This window comes from Kribbella sp. VKM Ac-2571, assembly GCF_004362255.1.
Classification (GTDB): Bacteria; Actinomycetota; Actinomycetes; order Propionibacteriales; family Kribbellaceae; genus Kribbella; species Kribbella pratensis.
Map to the genome: position 1 here is coordinate 60,248 of NZ_SNWS01000022.1, position 17,985 is coordinate 78,232.

A 17,985-nucleotide genomic window follows, 5' to 3' on the forward strand; every position below is an offset into this window, starting at 1 on the left:
GTACGGCCGGTTCTGGCCGGTCCGGCTTCGATTACAGTTCGAGCCGTGACCAGCAGGGACGCCGGTGATCAGCCGGTGGCCGAGATCGCGAAGGCTTTCGCCGAGGGCCGGGAGGCCGGCTTGAGCGCTGCCTATCGCCACTGGTCCGGTCTCGTGTTCACGCTCGCGCTGCGGTCCCTGGGCAGCCGCGCGGACGCGGAGGACGTGACCCAGCAGGTGTTCGTCGCGGCCTGGCGGAGCCGCGGCACCTTCGACCCGGACCACGGTGACCTCGGCGCCTGGATCACGGGAATCACCCGGCACTGCATCGCCGACCGGTTCGCTGTCCGCCGGCGGGAGGTCCGCAAGACAGAGGCCGCCGTACGGCTCGCCGACGGCAGGACCGCACCGCAGGTCGTGGACGAGTCGGTCGTCAACCGGGTGATCATCGCCGACGAGCTGGCGCGCATCGACGATCCGCGGCGGACGATCCTGCGACTCGCCTTCTACGAGGACCAGACACACCCACAGATCGCGGAGCAGCTGGGACTGCCGCTCGGAACGGTGAAAAGCCACATCAGACGCGGCCTGCTGCAACTGCGGGACCGATTGCGGGAGGTGAGCGGTGACGATGCACGTCGATGAGGAGCAGCTGGCTCGGTGGGCCCTGGAAGACGACGTGCCGGATCCGGCCGCCGCAGACCACCTGCGTTCCTGCGACCGTTGCCGCGCGGAGCTCGACGAGCTGCGGCGGATCAGTGAGCTCGCGCACTCCCTGCCGTCCATGGAACGCCCGTCGGACGAGGTCTGGACACGCATCGCCGAGGAGGTGAGCTCCACGTCCTCGGCGAACCACTCGTCCGCCGCGCAGGCCAAGCCTGTACCACTGCCCCCCGGCGGCCCGCGCCGGCGCGGTTTCCGGAGCCGGACCCTGGCCGCCGCGGCCACGGTGGCAGCTGTCGCCGGTGCGGGGATCGGCATCGGTGCGACGCTGCTGGCCACCGACGAGAAGGCGCCGGCCACTCAGATGGCGATCCGGCTCGAGCCGCTGGCGGGCAAGAGCGGCGCGGGAAGCGCGGACCTCGTCCAGGCGTCCGGCGGCGTGGAGTTGAAGGTCTCCGCCTCGGGACTCGGGACCGGCCGGGGCTTCTACGAGGTCTGGCTCATCAACACCGACGGACGGCGCATGGTGTCGCTCGGGGTGCTGAATCCAAGGGCCGGCGGCACGTTCCAGGTCCCCGCCGGCGCGCCGGCCCAGGGGTACCGCATCGTCGACATCTCGCTGGAGCCCGACGACGGCAACCCGGAGCACTCCCACGACAGCATCGTCCGCGGCACGCTCCCCGGGTGAGTCAGGCCGACAACCGAGAACGGCCGCTGACAGCAGAACGCGCAGGCCAGCCGGGGCTGATCTGCGCGTTCTTCACAGGGGTGGAGGTGGCGGGAATCGAACCCGCGTCCTTCGGCGTCGCTTCAAGGCTTCTCCGGGCGCAGTCTGAATGGCGCTTTTCTCAGCCCCAGCGTTTGTACAGACATCTCGCTGACAGGCTCAGTCACTGTAAATGTCCCGTGCTAACCCCGTGACCGGGCTAGCAAAGCAAGCTCTCTAGATGAGGCCAGGAACCGGGGCGAGAGCATCCCCGGGCTGACCGCTTCTTTAGGTGCTCAGGCCGTCAGGCGGCGAGAGCGAAGCTACTGCGCTTGGAATCGGCAGTTATTGGTTTCCAGAGATCGTTTACGAGATAACCCTGGATCCTCGGCCCGCTTCCCTTGGAACGTACGTCCAAAGTCGAAACCGTTCACCCCCTGTTGAGTTGTCAAACTCCCACCCGTACCGCGGTGGAAGCTCCACACTATCAAGTCCAACAAGCCGCTCGCACCTCACATTCCCCCCGGGGGACCTACTTGATCAGCCGCAGGGTGAACGGATACCGGAACTTGCCGCCCGCCGCGGTGGCCAGGCCGCCGATGCCGGTCAGCAGGAACCAGAGGATCCCGAGCACCGGGAACAGGAACGACAGGAACCCGTGGGTGAAGCCGGTCGCGATCCCCAGCAGCGCGAACGCGCCGAACGCGGTCAGCTGGAAGTTCAGCGCCTCGACGGCGTGCCGGCGTACGGCGGGGTTCTTCTGGCCGGCCGTCGCGACGACCAGCGCCGGGCCGACGAACGACGTCGGGTACCCGAGCCAGTGCGCGATCGTGCCCATCCCGCGCCCGTCGCCGCGGTAGGTCTGCAGCGGCGCCGGCCGGGTGAAGGCGGCCGGGGCGAACGTCGGGACCGGGCGGGACACCAGCCCGTCGAACGAGCTGTTCAGCTCGGCCCGGGTCCGTGCCTTCAGGGCCTTGTCCAGACGGAGGTCGAACTCCATGTGGTCGAGGCGCCCGTCGGCGTACATTTCCTTGAGGATCTCGACGGCCCGGTCCCGCTGCGCCGTCGTCACCAGCAGCTCTGAAGTGGACATGCTTCCACTGTGCGCGCCACCGGCCGCGCACCCCATCGGGTTCGCCCCGGATGCACCCCTGACCGGACCCGGAAGGACCGGCTACTGGCGTCTGCGGTCCGAGAGGGCGCGTTGGGCTTCGCGGTTGGCCTGGCGCTCGGCGAGGGCGTGGCGTTTGTCGTAGTCCTTCTTGCCGCGGCCGGTGGCGAGCTCGACCTTCGCGTAGCCGTCCTTGAAGTACAGCGACAGCGGGATCAGCGACACTCCTTGCTGCTCGACCTCGCGGATCAGTTTCTGTACTTCGTCCTTGTGCAGCAGCAGCTTCCGCGTACGGCGGGGCTCGTGGTTCGTCCACGTGCCGTGCTTGTACTCCGGGATGTGCATGCCCTGCAGCCAGAGCTCGTTCCCGCGGACGGCGGCGAACGCGTCGACGAGGGAGGCCCGGCCCTGCCGCAGCGACTTCACCTCGGTCCCCGTCAGCACCAGCCCGGCCTCCACCACGTCCTCGATGTGGTAGTCGTGTCGCGCCTTACGGTTCTGCGCGATCGGCTTCTCCCGGCCGGACTGTTTCACCATCCAGCCAGTATCTCAGACCGTCTACAACCACTTCATCGGATTAACCACGCGGCCGTCCTGGTAGACCATGAAGTGCAGGTGGCAGCCGGTGGAGTAGCCCGTGGTCCCGGCGTACCCGATGATCTCGCCCCTCCGGACGCGTTCACCGACGCCGGCTTTGTACCGCGACAGGTGGTTGTAGACGGTCGTGATCGACGATCCGCCGATCACACCGTGTGAAACGAACAGCCGGTTTCCGTAGCCACCGTTGTAGTACTTGTCCGACACCACCCCGTCGGCTGCGGCGCGGATCGGCGTACCGCACGGAGCGCGGAAGTCGGTCCCGTCGTGCAGCTTCCAGTAGTGCAGCACCGGGTGAAAACGCATTCCGTACGGCGACGTGATGTAGCTGCTGACCGGGTAGGCCAGCCGCCCGCCGCCGGACGACGGCGGATCGTCCGGAATGTTGCGCGGTTTCCGGTGCTCCTTGCGCGCCTTCGCCCGCTCCGCCTTCTCGGCTGCCGCCTTCCGGCGCGCGGCCGCCGCCTTCTCGGCCTTCGCCCGCGCGATGAGAAGCTGTTCGACCCGGTTCCGCTCACGCAGCAGCGAGTTGTACTGCGCCAGCTCGGCGTTCTTCTCCTTCTCGGCGGCCTTGAACGCGGTCAGCTTGACCTTCGCGATCGCCGCGGCCTCGGCCCGGTCGGCCGCGACCTGCTTGGTCAGCTCCGTGACCCGCTGGACCGTTGCGGCGGCCTCGGCGCGAGCGCCCTCGGACTCCTTCTCCGCGGCCGCGACCTTGACCCGCTTGCTGGCGAGCTGCGCCTGCGCGTTGTTCAGGTTGGTGATCGCGTTGCTCTGGATGCCGAACACGTTCCGCTGGACCTGCATCCCGGTCGCGATATCGGCCGGCGCGGCACCCCGCAGCGCGATCGACAGGCCCACCAGGCCGTTCTGCTGCTGGTACGCCGACCGTACGGCGCGACCCGCGACAGCCCGCTTCTCCGCGATCAGCTTCTCGCCGGCCTCGACGTCGGACACCGCCGTACGCAACGCCGCCTCGGCCGCGGCGAGCTTGCCCGCGGCAACCGCATCGGCGGCCTTCGCGGCGGCGAGCTGCCCCTGCGCGGCGGCGTACCGGACCTGGACGGCCTGGTACTTCACGACGGCTTGGTTGTACGCGGCAACGGACTTGCCGAGCTGGTCGGACGCGTCGTCGAGATCAGCCTTCTGCTGACCGAGCTGCGCGTCGAGTTGCTTCTTCTTGGCGGCTGGATCCGGCGGTTTCGCCTCCGCGGAAGGAGCGGACGGAACCGCGGCCAGGACGCCGGCGGACAGGGACAGGACAAGGCAGCAAGCGGCAACCGCCGTCTGCCGGCCCGGCGGTCGCTTGCGTGATCGCTGGTACGGCGCGGTGGAGGTGCCGGTGCTGTCGTCTCGCTTGATGCTCCCCCGCTCGCGCGGGTTCGCACCGGGGAAGTGCGGGACCACAGGTCGACCCCTTGCTCTGGATGAAATTGTGCGATACGGGAGTGACTGCTGTTACTCCTGTTACTGCACGATAGGTCACCCGGGTCAGACTTTGAGGTATTTCCGCGTTGTCAGGAATGTCGGGATCACGGCGAGGATCAGGCCGACCACGACCATGATCAGCGTGGCGCGGAAGGTTTCGGTCGCGCCGACCCACTGCCAGACGCGGAACGTCTCCTGGGCCCGCTGCATGACCACGAAGTACACGCCGACCCACAAGGTGCCGCACGCAAAGACCGCGCCGATCAGCGCCGCCAGCACCGCTTCGAGCAGGAACGGCAGCTGGATATAGAAGTTCGAGGCGCCCACCAGGCGCATGATGCCTATCTCCCGTCTCCGGGCGTAGGCCGCCAGCCGGATCGTGTTGGAGATCTGCATCAGGGCCGCGACCAGCAGCAAACCGGCCGAGATCAGCGCGCCGACCTGCAGCCCGTTGAGGGCCTTGAACAGCGGATCGAGGTACTGGCGGAGGTCCTGGACGGTGTCGACGCCGGGGAGACCGGCGACGGCGCTGACCAGGTTCTGATATCGCTGTGGATCTCGCAGTTTGACCCGGAAGGACTCCTGCATCTGATCCTCGGTGACCGTGCTGACGATCGGCGAGTCCTTGTACAGCTTCTTGAACGACTCGAACGCTTCCTTCTTCGACTCCGAGAACACGCCATCGGGCGCGGTGTCCGGGTTCGTCTGGATGACCTGCTGGATCCGGTTCTTCTGCTCCTGGGTCACCTCGGCGCCGGAACAGCCGCGGCCGCCGGAGTCCTTGGTGCACAGGAACACCGAGATCTGGATCTTGTCGTACCAGTTCCCCTTCATCAGGTCGACCTGCTCGCGGGCGAGCAGCGCGCTGCCGAACAGCGACAGCGAGACCCAGATGGTGACGACGACCGCGATCGTCATCGAGAGGTTCCGCTTCAGGCCGATGCCGAGGTCGGAGAGGATGTAGTTCAAGCGCATCAGTCAGTCAGTCCCCTGGTCAGTGCTGGTAGCCGTAGACGCCGCGCGACTCGTCGCGGACGACATGGCCGTTCTCCAGCTCGATCACGCGCTTGCGCATCTGGTCGACGATCGAGACGTCGTGGGTGGCCATCACCACGGTCGTCCCGGTCCGGTTGATCCGGTCCAGCAGCTTCATGATGCCGACCGACGTACCGGGGTCGAGGTTTCCGGTGGGCTCGTCGGCGATCAGGATCATCGGCCGGTTCACGAACGCGCGAGCGATGGCGACCCGCTGCTGCTCGCCGCCGGACAGCTCGTCCGGCATCCGGTCCTCCTTGCCGTCCAGACCGACCAGCTCGAGCACCTCGGGCACCGTCTTGCGGATGTGCGCGCGGGGCTTGCCGATCACCTGCAGCGCGAACGCCACGTTCTCGGCGACGGTCTTGTTCGGCAGCAGCCGGAAGTCCTGGAACACGGTGCCGATCTGGCGCCGCATCTGCGGGATCCGCCAGCTGGCCAGCCGGTTCAGATCCTTGCCGGCGACCATGATGTGACCTTTGGTCGTCCGGTGCTCACGCAGGACCAGACGGAGGAACGTCGACTTGCCGGACCCGGAGGTTCCGACCAGGAAGACGAACTCGCCCTTCTCGATCTCGACGTTGACGTTCAGCAGAGCGGCCTTGGACTGGCCCTCGTACGTCTTGGACACATTCTCGAAGCGGATCACGGGTTCATCCGGCCGTGGTCGGGAACAGGGAGCGACGCGACGGTAACCACGAAGTGCACCGTACGCCACCGGAGCGGCCGGCGATCAGTCTAGGCGCTCCACGGCGTGCCGCCGACCAGACGTGCCGGTCCGTACACCCGCGTCCGATACCCGGTGCGTTTGAAACAGCCGTATGTCAGGCGGGAGCCGGTGACGCGGTGCCGTTGCCGTTGTCGGGGCGGGCGCCGGCGATGCGGGCGACGCCGGCGTCGGGTTTGCGGCCGGCGCGGCGAGCAGCCTCGACGTGCAACCTGGCCAGCTCGACAGCCTGGCGCGAGACCTTTACGGTCTTCTTCTCAGCCATGCTCACTGTCTCCCTCGACGACCTCGATGTCGGTGTCCGCGATATCAGCGTACGCGGACGCGCCGATGCGGTCGATCGCTACGGCGGCGGTCAGCGCGGCGACCAGGTCGTAGTCCTCGGGTTGTAACAGCTCCGACCTCATCAGTGAACGCAGCGTCACCACACCGGCGTCCGTCCCGGCGTCCTCACCCTCGAGAATCTGCTCCACGGCCCACCGGACCATCCGCATGGTCTCCTCACGGTGCCGCCAGGTGTCGAGCTCACGGTCGGACTTCCGCGTCAGGTACGCCCCCAGGAACACGCCGCCGAGCGCGAGCAGCGGACTCAGGACCGTCATCACCACCCCGACGATCGAGATCCAGGTAGGGATCACGAACACACCCCAGCGCCCAGACACGCTCTCATCGTGTCCTCCCAATTCCGTGGTCTTGACCGGCCGATGATGCTACGAAGGAGCATTCCAGTAGCCACCGACAAACCAGGATGACAAGGAGTCAGGTCACCGTGACGGACGAGCAGGACCGCTACGACGTGTTCGTGCAGGGGACGGTGTTCCTCGACATCGTCATGACCGGTCTGGTCTCCGCCCCGACCACCGGTACGGAGATCTTCGCCGAGGGCATGGGGTCGTGCCCGGGCGGTGTCGCGAACTTCGCGATCGCGGCCGCGCGGCTCGGACTGCAGACCGGACTCGCGTCGGTCTTCGGTGACGACGCGTACGCCGACTTCTGCTGGCGGACCCTCGCCGACCAGGAGGGTGTGGACCTGTCGCACTCGCGGCGGATCGGCCACTGGCACTCGCCGGTCACGGTATCGATGTCGATCGACCGGGACCGGGCGATGGTCACGCACGCGCACGAGGCGCCGGGCGATCCGAGCAAGCTGGTGGGGCCGGGGCTGAAGACGCGGTCCGCGATCGTTCCGGTGGCGGAGGAGCTGCCGGGCTGGACGGTCGAGGCGCGGCAGTCCGGGGCGCTGTTGTTCGGCGACGTCGGCTGGGATCCGACCGACGAGTGGTCGCCGGCGGTGCTCGACGTACTCGAAGGGTTCCACGCGTTCACGCCGAACGCGGGTGAGGCGATGGCCTACACCCGCACCGACACCCCGAAGGCCGCGCTGCACAAGCTGGCCGACCGCGTACCGCTCGCGGTGGTGACGAACGGCGCGGACGGCGTACTGGCGATCGACTCGGCGACCGGCGAGGAGGAGCAGGTGCCGGCGCTGCCGGTCCGTTCGTACGACCCGACCGGTGCCGGCGACGTGTTCCTCGCCTCGCTCGTACTCGGCACGCTCCGCGGCTGGCCGCTCGCCCACCGCCTGGCGTTCAGCAACCTGTGCGCCGGCCTCTCGGTCCAGCACTTCGGCGGGTCCCTCGCCGCGCCCGGCTGGGGCGACATCATCGACTGGGTGCGCGACCACAGCCGCCACCGCCCGGGCGACGTCGACCCCGCGATACTCCAGCACTACGCCTTCATCGGCGACGTCCTCCCGGCAGGTCCCGTCCCGATCGTCCGCCGGGCCTCAGCCACGATCGCACGCCTGTCCGACGCCTGACACGCCGACCGCCACCGCAACCAGGACGAGCAGTACGCCGCCGCTCGTTCTCGGCGGCTGGAAATGTCGGCGTACTGGGCTCCACCGGGTCGTAGGGTCTGGGGTGGTGCGCGGGCTGTCGGACCGCGCTGGACGGAGAGGTGCAGGCGATGACGATCAGTCGGCGGCAGGTACTCGGGCTCGGGACCGGACTGGCTGCGATGGCCGTGGCGGGATGCGGGTCGAACTCCGGGCGGCCGTCGTCCGGTGGGTCGAACGGGTCGAAGCCGGCGCTGCAGCAGTGGTACCACCAGTACGGCGAGGCGGGCACGCAGCAGGCGGTGGAGAAGTACGCGAAGGCGTACCCGGATGCGACCGTGACGATCCAGTGGTCACCGGGTGACTACGAGAAGAAGGCCGCGACGGCGCTGCTCACCGACCAGGGCCCGGACGTGTTCGAGTACCCGAACGGGCCGACGATCGACATGGTCAAGGGCAACCAGGTCGTCGAGCTGACCGATCTGCTGGGCGATGCGAAGAGCGACTTCAACGCTGCGCTGCTTGATCGGATGTCCTACCAGGGCAAGCTGTACGCGATCCCGCAGGTGATCGACATGCAACTGCTCGTGTACCGCAAGAGTCTGCTGAGCGCGGCCGGCGTACAGCCGCCGCAGACCGTCGACGAACTGCTCGCCGCCGCGAAGAAGCTCACCAACAACAAGACCAAGGGTCTGTTCGTCGGCAACGACGGCGGCGTCGGCGTGCTCGGCGGGCCGGCGCTCTGGTCGGCCGGTGTCGACTACCTGACCGCGGACAACCAGTTCGGCTTCGACGACCCGGCCGCGTTCGAGTCGCTGCGCAAGCTGCGGGAGTTCTGGACGTCGAAGGTGTTGTTGCTCGGGGCACCGACCGACTGGTCCGACCCGGCCGCGTTCACGCAGGGCCTGACCGCGATGCAGTTCACCGGCCTGTGGACGCTCCCGGTGATCGAGAAGGCGCTTCCCGGCGACTACGGCGTACTCCCCTGGCCGAAGCTGAACGCCACCACCGGCGCGCCGAGTGTCCCGGTCGGGGCGTACGGCGCCTGCGTGAACGCCAAGTCGAAGAACCTCGACGCCGCGAAGAAGTTCGCCAAGTGGCTCTGGGTGGATCAGACCGACGACCAGCTCGACTTCGCGCAGTCGTACGGCTTCCACGTACCCGCCCGCAAGAGCCTGTCGGAGAAGGCGGAGAAGCTGAAGTCCGGCCCGGCCGCGGACGCGGTGAAGCTGCTGAACGAGAACGGCCGCCCGCAGAACCCGATGCTCTGGTCGCCGAAGGCCAGCTCGGCGTACTCCGACGCGCTGAACAAGATCATCCGCAGCGGCGCCGACCCGGCCGCGGAGATCAAGACCGTCAAGTCGGTCACCGAGGCCGAACTCAAGCGCATCACCGGCTGACACAACGAGGCCGCGGCCCCACACCGTTCGGTGCGGGGCCGCGGCTGCGCCGGATCAGACGACCTTGACGTACTCCGCCTGCTGACCCTTCGGGCCCTGGGCGATGTCGAACTCGACGCGCTGGTTCTCCTCGAGGCTACGGAAGCCGTCGGTCTGGATGGCGGAGAAGTGGACGAACACGTCCGCACCGCCGCCGTCGACCGTGATGAAGCCGAAACCCTTGTCGGCGTTGAACCATTTCACAGTTCCCTGTGCCATGTTGATGCTCCTTCGTGGAGATGGGGGCACACCGCGGACGCGGTGGGCCCGGCCGTTGTCGCACCGGCGGCAGACCATCTCTCGCGAGGAAAGATCGGGATAAACCACAGCTACTAAAACTTGACCTACCCCATTCAACCACGAGACCGCACGGTTCATTCCCGATCGCCGCGTCGGTCGTGGCAGGGTGGACCGCATGTTCCCCGTGCAACCGCTGACCGACGCCGACCGCGAGCTGATCGAACTGGCCCGTCGGACGGTCGACGCGAACACCGACGGACCCGACGGCGTCCACACGATGGGCGCCGCGGTCCGCGGTGCCGACGGCCGGATGTACGCCGGTATCAACCTGTACCACTTCACCGGCGGCCCCTGCGCCGAACTGGTCGCCCTCGGCCGCGCCCGCGCCGACGGGGCCCGCGAGCTCACCGCCATCGTGGCCGTAGGCAACGAAGGCCGTGGCGTCGTCGCGCCGTGCGGCCGCGACCGCCAGGTCCTCGTCGACTACCACCCCACGATCCGCGTCATCCTGCCGACCGCCGACGGCCCGGCCTCGGCCCTGGCCACCGACCTCCTACCCGGCGCCTACCACTGGACCCCTTAAAAAGCTGGGATGATGTCCTTGCCGTACGACGCCAAAGTTTGCTCCTTGGCGTCGTGCTGGAGGTAGAGGGCGAACTGGTCGACGCCGAGTTCCTTCAGCTCGGCGAGCCGTGCGAGGTGGTTCTCGACCGGGCCGAGGATGCAGAACCGGTCGACGACCTCGTCCGGCACGAAGTCGGTATGCGTGTTCCCGGCGCGCCCGTGCTTGGCGTAGTCGTACCCCTTGCGCCCCTCGATGTAGTCGGTCAGCGCCTGCGGCACGGCGCCTGACGTCCCGTACCGCGCGACGATGTCCGCGACGTGGTTCCCGACCATCCCCCCGAACCAGCGGGTCTGTTCGCGTTGGTGATCCAGGTCGTCCCCGACGTACGCCGGTGCCGCGACGCAGAACTTGATCGCCATCGGATCGCGGCCTGCCTCCTCCGCGGACCGCCGTACCGCGGTGATCATCCACTCCGCGATGTCCGGATCGGCCAGCTGCAGGATGTACCCGTCGCCGACCTCGCCGGTCGCCTTGAGCGCGCGCGGGCCGTACGCCGCGACCCACACGTCGAGCGCGCCGTTGTCGACCCACGCGAACTTCAGCTGCTGGCCGCGGTACTCGACGGTCTCTCCGCGTGCGAGGGATCGCACCACTTCGACGCACTGCTTCATCTCGTCGATCGTCCCCGGCTTCGCGCCGAGCGTCCGCAGCGCCGAGTCGCCGCGCCCGATCCCGCAGATCGTGCGATTGCCGAACATCTCGTTCAACGTGGCGAACTGGGACGCGATCACGGTCCAGTCCCGCGTCCCCGGGTTCGTCACCATCGGCCCGACGATCACCCGCTGCGTGGTGGCCAGGATCTGGCTGTAGATGACGAACGGCTCCTGCCAGAGCAGGTGCGAGTCGAACGTCCACACGTACGAGAACCCGGCGTCCTCCGCCTTCCGGGCCAGCTCCACGACCGTGGACGCGGGCGGATCACACTGAAACACCACACCGAAGTCCACGGTTCTCCCCCTTACATCAAGTACGACGACAGGCCGCGCTTGAGGAACTTGCCCCGGCCCTTCCGGCCATGGTAGTTGCCGTCAGCCACGATCACCTCGCCGCGGGACACCACGGTGCCCACCCGGCCCTTGATCTCGACCCCTTCGTACGCCGAGTGGTCCATGTTCATGTGGTGCGTCTCGACGCCGATCCGCGTCGTACCGTTCGGGTCGTAGAGCACCAGGTCGGCGTCCGATCCCGGCTGCACGATCCCCTTCTGCGGATACAGCCCGAACATCCGGGCCGGCGTGGTCGCGATCGTCTCCACCCAGCGCTCCAGCGACAGCTTCCCGTCCACCACGCCCTGGAACACCAGGTCGACGCGGTGCTCGACGCCGCCGATCCCGTTCGGGATCTTGGAGAAGTCGCCGAGCCCGAGTTCCTTCTGGTCCTTCATGCAGAACGGGCAGTGGTCGGTCGACACGATCGCGAGCTCGTTGTTCCGCAGGCCCTTCCACAGATCCCGCTGGTGCGGCTCGTGCTTGCTGCGCAGCGGCGTCGAGCAGACCCATTTCGCGCCCTCGAACCCGGGAGCGCCGAGCTGGTCCTCGAGCGTCAGGTACAGGTACTGCGGGCAGGTCTCGGCGAACACGTTGCGGCCCGCGTGCCGCGCCTCGGCGACCTTCTCGAGCGCCTGGCTCGCGGACAGGTGGACGATGTACAGCGGGCAGTCCTGCGCGACCTCGGCGAGCGCGATCGCGCGGTTCGTCGCCTCCGCCTCGAGCGCCGCCGGGCGGGTGATGCCGTGGTAGATCGGGTCGGTCTGGCCCTTGGCGATCGCCTGCTGCACGAGGACGTCGATCGCGATGCCGTTCTCGGCGTGCATCATGATCATCGCGCCGTTCTCGCGCGCGGTCTGCATCGCGCGGAGGATCTGCCCGTCATCTGAGTAGAAGACGCCCGGGTAGGCCATGAACAGCTTGAAACTCGTGATGCCCTCGTCGGCGACCAGCTGGTCCATCGCCTTCAGCGCGTCGGCGTCGACACCGCCGAGGATCATGTGGAACGCGTAGTCGACGTGGCACTCGCCCTCGGCCTTCGCATGCCACGCGGCGAGCCCGTCCTGCACGACCTCGCCGGTAGGTTGGACCGCGAAGTCGATGATCGTCGTGGTCCCGCCGTACGCCGCCGCCTGCGTGCCGGTGTCGAACGTGTCGCTGGCCGCGGTACCGCCGAACGGCAGCTCCATGTGCGTGTGCGCGTCGATCCCGCCCGGGATCACGTACTTGCCTCCAGCATCGAGGACCTCGTCGACCGTGATCGTCGGGCTGAACGACGGATCGAGGACCGCGACGATCTTCTCGCCCTCGATCAGCACGTCCGCGACCCGGGTCCCGGTCGGTCCGACGACGGTTCCACCCTTGACGAGCAAAGACATCTACGCCACTCCCCTTTGAGCGGTCGGCATTTACGGTTTCGTCAGGTCTCCGTACGCGTCGGGCCGGCGGTCGCGGTAGAACTGCCAGCGGTCCCGGACCGTGTCCAGCAGGCCGAGATCCAGATCGCGGACGATCAGCTCCGGATCGTGGTCGTGCCCGACGTCGCCGACGAACTTCCCCTCCGGGTCGACGAAGTACGACGTACCGTAGAAGTCGTTGTCGCCGAACTCGGACTCGATGCCGACCCGGTTGATCGCGCCGATGAAGTACTCGTTGGCGACCGCGGAGGCCGGCTGCTCGAGTTTCCACAGGTACGCCGACAGTCCGCGGCTGGTCGCCGACGGGTTGAAGACGATCTTCGCGCCGGCCAGGCCGAGCGCCCGCCAGCCCTCGGGAAAGTGCCGGTCGTAGCAGATGTAGACGCCGATCCGGCCGACCGCGGTGTCGAAGATCGGGTACCCGAGGTTGCCCGGCCGGAAGTAGAACTTCTCCCAGAAGCCCTTCACCTGCGGGATGTGGTTCTTCCGGTACTTGCCAAGATAGGTGCCGTCGGCATCGATGACCGCCGCTGTGTTGTACAGCACGCCCGGCTGCTCCTGCTCGTACACCGGGAGCACCATCACCATCCCGAGCTCCTGCGCCAGCGCGGCGAACCGCTCGATGGTCGGGCCCGGCACGGATTCGGCGTACTCGTAGTACTCGGCGTCCTGCTTCTGGCAGAAGTACGGCCCGTAGAACAGCTCCTGGAAACAGATCACCTTCGCACCCGCAGCGGCCGCCTGCCGCGCATAGTCCTCGTGCGCCTTGATCATGGACTCCTTGTCACCCGTCCACGACGTCTGAACAAGCGCAGCCCGCACAACCTCCGCCACAAGACCTCCCCAAGTAGAGGTCCCATGCTCCATCCGCCCCAGCCCACCCGTCAACGGATACCGGAGATCGCGGTCAGAACGTGAAGGTGCGTGGTTCGGCTGGGAGGACGCGGCCGCCTACGGTGGCGTGGGTGGGTGGGTGCCAGGAGGTTTGGAGGTGGGAGCCCTTGCCTTGGATGACCAGGAGGTTTCGGGCGAGTTGGGCGGTTAGTTGGGTTACCGCGGAGCCGGTGGCTTCGTCTTCGGGGACGTTCATGGCGGGGGCGAAGGCTCGGGCTCGGATGGTGCCGGCGGGTTCGTTCTGCCAGGACCAGAGGAAGGTGTGGCCGGCTGTGTACGACGACGGGTCGGCGGCCAGGACCTCCTCGGGTGAGGAGAGTTGGCGCCAGTCCCAGGGGCTGCCCCAGGTCGTGTCGGCTCGGACGGCGAAGAGGTCGCCGGAGCGGGTGACGGGGATCGGGCCGGCGGGGACGTGCAGGGTGTCGACCGGGTGGCCGTGCGTGTGGAGCCAGGCGGCGGCGCCGACGGTGGGGTGGCCGGCGAAGGCCATCTCGCCGGTGGCGGAGTAGATACGGAGCGTGCCGGTGGCGGCGTCGTCGACGTACACGGTCTCGCTGTAGCCGAGTTCGGCGGCCACGCGCTGCCGGTCGCTCTCGGCGACGACGCGGCCGTCGACGATGCCCAGTGGGTTGCCGAACCGGCCGTCCGGGTCGGTGAAGACGTGTGAGACCTCGACCCTGAGGTCGGTCAACTCAGAGAACGACGATCGCGGCGATGATCGCGATCAGCAGCACCGCGCCGCCGACGATCGCCAGGACCCGGCCGTTGACCTTCGGTTCGGTGGTGGCCTCGGCCTTGCCCTCGTTGACGAAGGCGCGGAACATCTGCGTGTTCGCGCCCGGGTCCTGCTCGTTCTCCACGTTCTGCGGGACGTTCTGGTCAGCCATGGCCCAAGACCCTACCTGCCGCCACCGCGCGCCCGGCAGACCGCCCGCCGAAGTCTCACACAGACCTGATGTACCATTTGGTACATGCGCTTCGATCACTCCACCACGATCCAGGCACCGGCCGACCGGGTCTGGGAGGTTTTCAGCGACGTCGAGCGGTGGCCCGACTGGACCCCGACCGTCGATTCCGTCGAGCGGCTGGACGCGGGCCGGATCCACGTCGGGTCCCGCACCCGGATCCGCCAGCCCAAGCTCCCGGTCGCCGTCTGGGAGGTGACCGAGCTCAAGGAGGGCGAGTACTTCGAATGGGTCTCGAAGGCCCCCGGGATCAAGACGACCGGCGGCCACCGCGTCATCAGCACGCCGGAAGGCACCGTCGCGACCGCGACGATCGTCCAGGAGGGCCCGCTCGGCTGGCTCTTCGGCCGGCTGTACGCGAAGCTCACCCGGAACTACATCGCCACCGAGACCGCCAAGCTTAAGGAAGTCTGCGAGTGAAGGAGCGAAGCGAGTTCACTCCAAGAAGACAGCGCGTCCGCGGCTCAGCCGCGCCCGGAGCGAAGCGAGGACGTGGTTGAGTCGAGCAAGCCTGCTGGGTGAGGCGGTTGAGCATTTCGCGAGGAACGGGATCGGGGACGCGAGCCTGCGCAGTATCGCGACCTCGATCGGCACCAGTCACCGGATGCTGATCTACCACTTCGGTTCCCGCGAGGGCCTGCTCGCCGAGGTGGTCCGCACTGTCGAGCAACAGCAGAGGGATCTGCTCGCAACGCTGAAGGATCTTCCGGTAGCGGAGCAGGCCGAGGAGTTCTGGCGCCGCGTCACCGAGGCCGCGCTCGTCTACGGTCCGCTGTTCTTCGAGCTCAGCGCGCACGCGATGCAGGACCTGCCGCACACCGAGTCCCTCAAGGCCGACCTGATCAACGTCTGGCTGCCGCCGTTGATCGAGCTCTGCGTACGCGCGGGCATCCCGCCGGCCGAGGCCCCGGCGTACGCGCGGCTCGGTCTGGCCGCCTCGCGCGGCCTGCTGTTCGACCTGTTGCTGACCGGCGATCGCGCTGGCGTCGACGAGGCGTCCGCGCTGCTCAACCGGCTGTTCACGCTTCCGGTTCAGTAGGCCTCTCGACCCGGCCCGCCACGATCGGCAGCCGCGAGTCCCGCAGTACGGCGGTGAACGCGAACGGCCTGTCCAACGTGAGCTCCAGTCGACGCTCCTGCCGGGTGACCATCGCGGCCCGCGTCATCGCGACAGCGGTCACCGCAGCAGCCTCGAACCCGGTCGCGAAGAACCGCGCGAGCACCTTCTGCTTCGCCTGCCCGACCTGGAGCGGCGTCGGGCTGAGCGCGCTGAAATGCCCGTGTGCGCCTGGATCCGACGTGACCGCGGTCAGCCCGAACAGCTCCCGAGACGCCAACAGATCGTGCTCGACCTCGATGCTGAACGACGGCAACGACACCTTCACCTCCGGCCGCGACGCGGTGGTCCGCCCGATCCGCAATCCCGGCCCGGGATCGTCCTCAGAGATGAGCTGACTTCCAGGTACGCCGTCCGTGGGCCGAGACGCAGCGTCCAGCAGCCGCGGGAGCACGTCGTCACCGTCGCCGATCCCCAGCAGTACGTCGACATCCGCGTCGCCGCGCACCGTGACCACGGTCAGGTCGTCGTACCGCCGTACCGAATCCAGGTCGGAGTCCGTGCGGTCGAGCCAGTGCCACGAACCGGCCCACGGACCGGCGGCGACCCGGCGGATCTGTTCGGTGAACGGGCGGACCCAGGTGGTGCGGAGCAGCAGCGCCGAGGCGAGGACGAGCATCATGTCGCCGTCGAGGTCGACCGGCAGTTCGCGGATCAGGTCGTCGGTGTGCTCGGCGGCCCAGGCGTCGAGTTTCGCCTTGTCGACGGCCGGGTTGCCGGTCAGCAGGCCGACCAGCGGCGCGGGCATCACGGTGTCGAACGATTCGGCGAGCTTGAGTTGCTCGCTGACCCACACGCCGAGCGCGGCGTTCAGGTCGGCGGAGGCTTCGATCGTCTCGATCAGGCGGATCGCGTCGGTGGTCCCGGTCGACGGGTCCACGCCGGCGGCCGCGGCGAGTTCGGCGCGGCCGGGCTCGTCGGCACCGGTCGCGAGGATCGCCAGCAGCGGCCAGAGACCGAGACCGGCCACGACGGTGTTCTCCGCAGGCAGAGTCCGTGCCCAGCGGGTGGTGAGGTCATTGACTGCGCGCACCACGTCGGCATCCATATCCCCAGCCTGCCACGCACGGACGCCCAGGCCATCACAATCGCCCCCGACACCGCCCGCTGACCGTGCAGCCGACGGCAAGCCGCGGATTGTGATGGCCTGGACGTCCGCCCCTACGAGTAGTTCACCCAGCCCGCGACAACGGGCACGCCGGTCGATCGGTGGACGGCGATGAAGCCGAACGGTCGCTCGAGGTTCACGTACAGCGCCTTCGCGCCCAACGCCGCGCCCGCGGCCATGGCCATCGCGGTGACCGCGGCCGCCTCGAACCCGGTCGCCGAGAACCGCGCCATCACGGCCTGTCGCGCCTGGCCGATCGCCAACGGCTGCAGGCTCAGCCCCGGGAAGTGCCCACTGCTCGCGTCCGACGCCGACGCCAGCCCGAACACCTCAGGATGCTGCAGCAGATCGTGCTCCGCCTCGATCTCGAAGTACGGCATCGACAGTACGACGGTCGGCTGCACGGACTCGATCACCTCGACACCAGGCGCCGACCGCTCCGCGGCAAGCACCTCGGAGCCGCTCACCCCGTCCCCGTTGAGCTCCAACGCAGCGGACAGCACGGACGCACGCCCACCGTCACCGACCACGAGCCGTGCGTCGAACTCGCCGGTGCCGCGCACTGTCACCACGGTCAGCGGACCCGCCGCGCTGTCGTACACCCGCAAGCTGTCGAGGTCTGTATCCGCCCGGCTCAACCACTGCCGATCGTTCCGCGGGTACTCGTCGAACGGCAACGCCCACTCCGTCTTCAGCACCAACGCCGACGCGAGCACCAGCAACACGTCAGGCGTGAGCTGGACCGGCATTCGCTGCAGCAACCCGTCCGTCTGCTCGACCACCCACGCGTCGAGTGCGGCGCGATCGGTCAACGTCCCCCGCACCTCCGGCGGGAGGAACCGGTCCACGCCGGGCTGCAGCTCGATCTCCGGTCGCGTCCACAGCCCCAGCGCCATCCGTAGCTCGGGAGCCTGCAGCAGACCGCCGTACCGTCCGCCCGCGGCCTCGGCCAGCTCGGTGTGCGCCGGCTCGTCCGCGACCTCGGCCAGCATCGCGAGCAACGGCTGTACGCCGAGTCCGGAGATGACGGTGCTGTCCTCACCGGGCAGTTCGGCGATCCATCGAGCGGTCAGGCGACCGACTTGAGATGCATCCACTCACACATCCTGT

22 protein-coding genes and 1 other RNA gene are annotated in these 17,985 nt (G+C 68.2%); 7 read left to right on the forward strand and 16 right to left on the reverse strand.

Annotated features, from left to right (window positions below; all coding sequences use genetic code 11):
- The first annotated feature begins 45 nt into the window (after positions 1-45).
- Together EV651_RS36025 and EV651_RS36030 are read left to right on the forward strand one after the other, a co-directional pair.
- Positions 46-624: an RNA polymerase sigma factor gene (locus EV651_RS36025; protein ID WP_238157419.1), complete on the forward strand. Its 579-nt coding sequence runs from the start codon at positions 46-48 to the stop codon at positions 622-624.
- A complete protein-coding gene (locus tag EV651_RS36030; protein WP_133789742.1) occupies positions 611-1,330 on the forward strand; it encodes an anti-sigma factor in 720 nt (239 codons plus the stop codon). The genes EV651_RS36025 and EV651_RS36030 overlap by 14 nt, the downstream gene beginning before the upstream one ends.
- A 78-nt stretch (positions 1,331-1,408) precedes the next feature.
- Here the strand turns inward: EV651_RS36030 and ssrA are convergent.
- From ssrA to EV651_RS36065, 8 genes are all read right to left on the reverse strand, one after another.
- Positions 1,409-1,786, reverse strand: a transfer-messenger RNA (tmRNA) gene (ssrA, locus tag EV651_RS36035).
- Between the two features lie 94 nt (positions 1,787-1,880).
- Entirely contained in the window at positions 1,881-2,441 is a 561-nt protein-coding gene (locus EV651_RS36040; protein WP_133789743.1) for a DUF1707 and DUF4870 domain-containing protein, read from the reverse strand.
- Positions 2,442-2,522: 81 nt separating this feature from the next.
- Complete coding sequence (smpB, locus tag EV651_RS36045) at positions 2,523-2,996, reverse strand: SsrA-binding protein SmpB (protein WP_130382146.1); 474 nt, start codon at positions 2,994-2,996, stop codon at positions 2,523-2,525.
- A 21-nt stretch (positions 2,997-3,017) separates the two neighbouring features.
- Positions 3,018-4,463: a M23 family metallopeptidase gene (locus tag EV651_RS36050; protein ID WP_133789744.1), complete on the reverse strand. Its 1,446-nt coding sequence runs from the start codon at positions 4,461-4,463 to the stop codon at positions 3,018-3,020.
- 84 nt (positions 4,464-4,547) lie between these two features.
- Positions 4,548-5,459, reverse strand: a complete 912-nt coding sequence (gene ftsX, locus EV651_RS36055) for a permease-like cell division protein FtsX (protein WP_133789746.1) — start codon at positions 5,457-5,459, stop codon at positions 4,548-4,550.
- Between the two features lie 19 nt (positions 5,460-5,478).
- Positions 5,479-6,168, reverse strand: a complete 690-nt coding sequence (ftsE, locus tag EV651_RS36060; protein WP_133789748.1) for a cell division ATP-binding protein FtsE — start codon at positions 6,166-6,168, stop codon at positions 5,479-5,481.
- A gap of 175 nt (positions 6,169-6,343) precedes the next feature.
- On the reverse strand, positions 6,344-6,511 hold the full coding sequence (locus tag EV651_RS41665) for a hypothetical protein (protein ID WP_166658903.1): 168 nt from the start codon (positions 6,509-6,511) through the stop codon (positions 6,344-6,346).
- A complete protein-coding gene (locus tag EV651_RS36065; RefSeq protein WP_238157420.1) occupies positions 6,504-6,908 on the reverse strand; it encodes a hypothetical protein in 405 nt (134 codons plus the stop codon). Before EV651_RS36065 ends, EV651_RS41665 begins: the two co-directional genes overlap by 8 nt.
- A 107-nt stretch (positions 6,909-7,015) precedes the next feature.
- Here EV651_RS36065 and EV651_RS36070 point away from each other — a divergent pair, with 107 nt between their 5' ends.
- Positions 7,016-8,065, forward strand: a complete 1,050-nt coding sequence (locus EV651_RS36070) for a carbohydrate kinase family protein (protein WP_238157421.1) — start codon at positions 7,016-7,018, stop codon at positions 8,063-8,065.
- A 149-nt stretch (positions 8,066-8,214) separates the two neighbouring features.
- A complete protein-coding gene (locus EV651_RS36075; RefSeq protein ID WP_133789752.1) occupies positions 8,215-9,483 on the forward strand; it encodes an ABC transporter substrate-binding protein in 1,269 nt (422 codons plus the stop codon).
- A gap of 54 nt (positions 9,484-9,537) precedes the next feature.
- Here EV651_RS36075 and EV651_RS36080 read toward each other — a convergent pair whose 3' ends face one another.
- Positions 9,538-9,741 (reverse strand): cold-shock protein, encoded by a 204-nt coding sequence (locus EV651_RS36080; protein WP_133789754.1) that lies wholly within the window; start codon positions 9,739-9,741, stop codon positions 9,538-9,540.
- 196 nt (positions 9,742-9,937) lie between these two features.
- Here EV651_RS36080 and EV651_RS36085 point away from each other — a divergent pair, with 196 nt between their 5' ends.
- Positions 9,938-10,345 carry a cytidine deaminase gene (locus tag EV651_RS36085; protein ID WP_133789756.1) on the forward strand — a complete coding sequence of 136 codons (408 nt, stop codon included), beginning with the start codon at positions 9,938-9,940 and terminating at the stop codon, positions 10,343-10,345.
- On the opposite strand, the gene EV651_RS36090 is transcribed toward EV651_RS36085, so the two are convergent.
- The 5 genes from EV651_RS36090 to EV651_RS36110 form a co-directional block, all read right to left on the reverse strand.
- Positions 10,342-11,334, reverse strand: a complete 993-nt coding sequence (locus tag EV651_RS36090; protein ID WP_133789758.1) for a TIGR03842 family LLM class F420-dependent oxidoreductase — start codon at positions 11,332-11,334, stop codon at positions 10,342-10,344. The two genes, EV651_RS36085 and EV651_RS36090, sit on opposite strands and share 4 nt — an antisense overlap.
- Before the next feature lie 11 nt (positions 11,335-11,345).
- Positions 11,346-12,752: a dihydropyrimidinase gene (gene hydA, locus EV651_RS36095; RefSeq protein WP_133789760.1), complete on the reverse strand. Its 1,407-nt coding sequence runs from the start codon at positions 12,750-12,752 to the stop codon at positions 11,346-11,348.
- Positions 12,753-12,782: 30 nt separating this feature from the next.
- Positions 12,783-13,625, reverse strand: a complete 843-nt coding sequence (locus tag EV651_RS36100; protein WP_202870664.1) for a nitrilase-related carbon-nitrogen hydrolase — start codon at positions 13,623-13,625, stop codon at positions 12,783-12,785.
- A 73-nt stretch (positions 13,626-13,698) separates the two neighbouring features.
- Positions 13,699-14,376, reverse strand: coding sequence for a PhzF family phenazine biosynthesis protein (locus EV651_RS36105; RefSeq protein ID WP_133789763.1), 678 nt, complete (start codon positions 14,374-14,376; stop codon positions 13,699-13,701).
- Between the two features lies 1 nt (position 14,377).
- The gene (locus tag EV651_RS36110; RefSeq protein ID WP_133789765.1) at positions 14,378-14,572 is read right to left on the reverse strand and encodes a hypothetical protein; all 195 of its coding nucleotides are present in this window, start codon (positions 14,570-14,572) and stop codon (positions 14,378-14,380) included.
- 84 nt (positions 14,573-14,656) lie between these two features.
- Here EV651_RS36110 and EV651_RS36115 point away from each other — a divergent pair, with 84 nt between their 5' ends.
- Together EV651_RS36115 and EV651_RS36120 are read left to right on the forward strand one after the other, a co-directional pair.
- Positions 14,657-15,070 carry an SRPBCC family protein gene (locus EV651_RS36115; protein ID WP_133789767.1) on the forward strand — a complete coding sequence of 138 codons (414 nt, stop codon included), beginning with the start codon at positions 14,657-14,659 and terminating at the stop codon, positions 15,068-15,070.
- Positions 15,071-15,146: 76 nt separating this feature from the next.
- Positions 15,147-15,689, forward strand: a complete 543-nt coding sequence (locus EV651_RS36120) for a TetR/AcrR family transcriptional regulator (RefSeq protein ID WP_133789769.1) — start codon at positions 15,147-15,149, stop codon at positions 15,687-15,689.
- Here EV651_RS36120 and EV651_RS36125 read toward each other — a convergent pair.
- Both EV651_RS36125 and EV651_RS36130 read right to left on the reverse strand, forming a co-directional pair.
- Positions 15,670-16,815, reverse strand: coding sequence for a serpin family protein (locus EV651_RS36125; RefSeq protein ID WP_133789771.1), 1,146 nt, complete (start codon positions 16,813-16,815; stop codon positions 15,670-15,672). The two genes, EV651_RS36120 and EV651_RS36125, sit on opposite strands and share 20 nt — an antisense overlap.
- 113 nt (positions 16,816-16,928) lie before the next feature.
- The gene (locus EV651_RS36130) at positions 16,929-17,972 is read right to left on the reverse strand and encodes a serpin family protein (RefSeq protein ID WP_202870665.1); all 1,044 of its coding nucleotides are present in this window, start codon (positions 17,970-17,972) and stop codon (positions 16,929-16,931) included.
- Positions 17,973-17,985 lie beyond the last annotated feature (13 nt).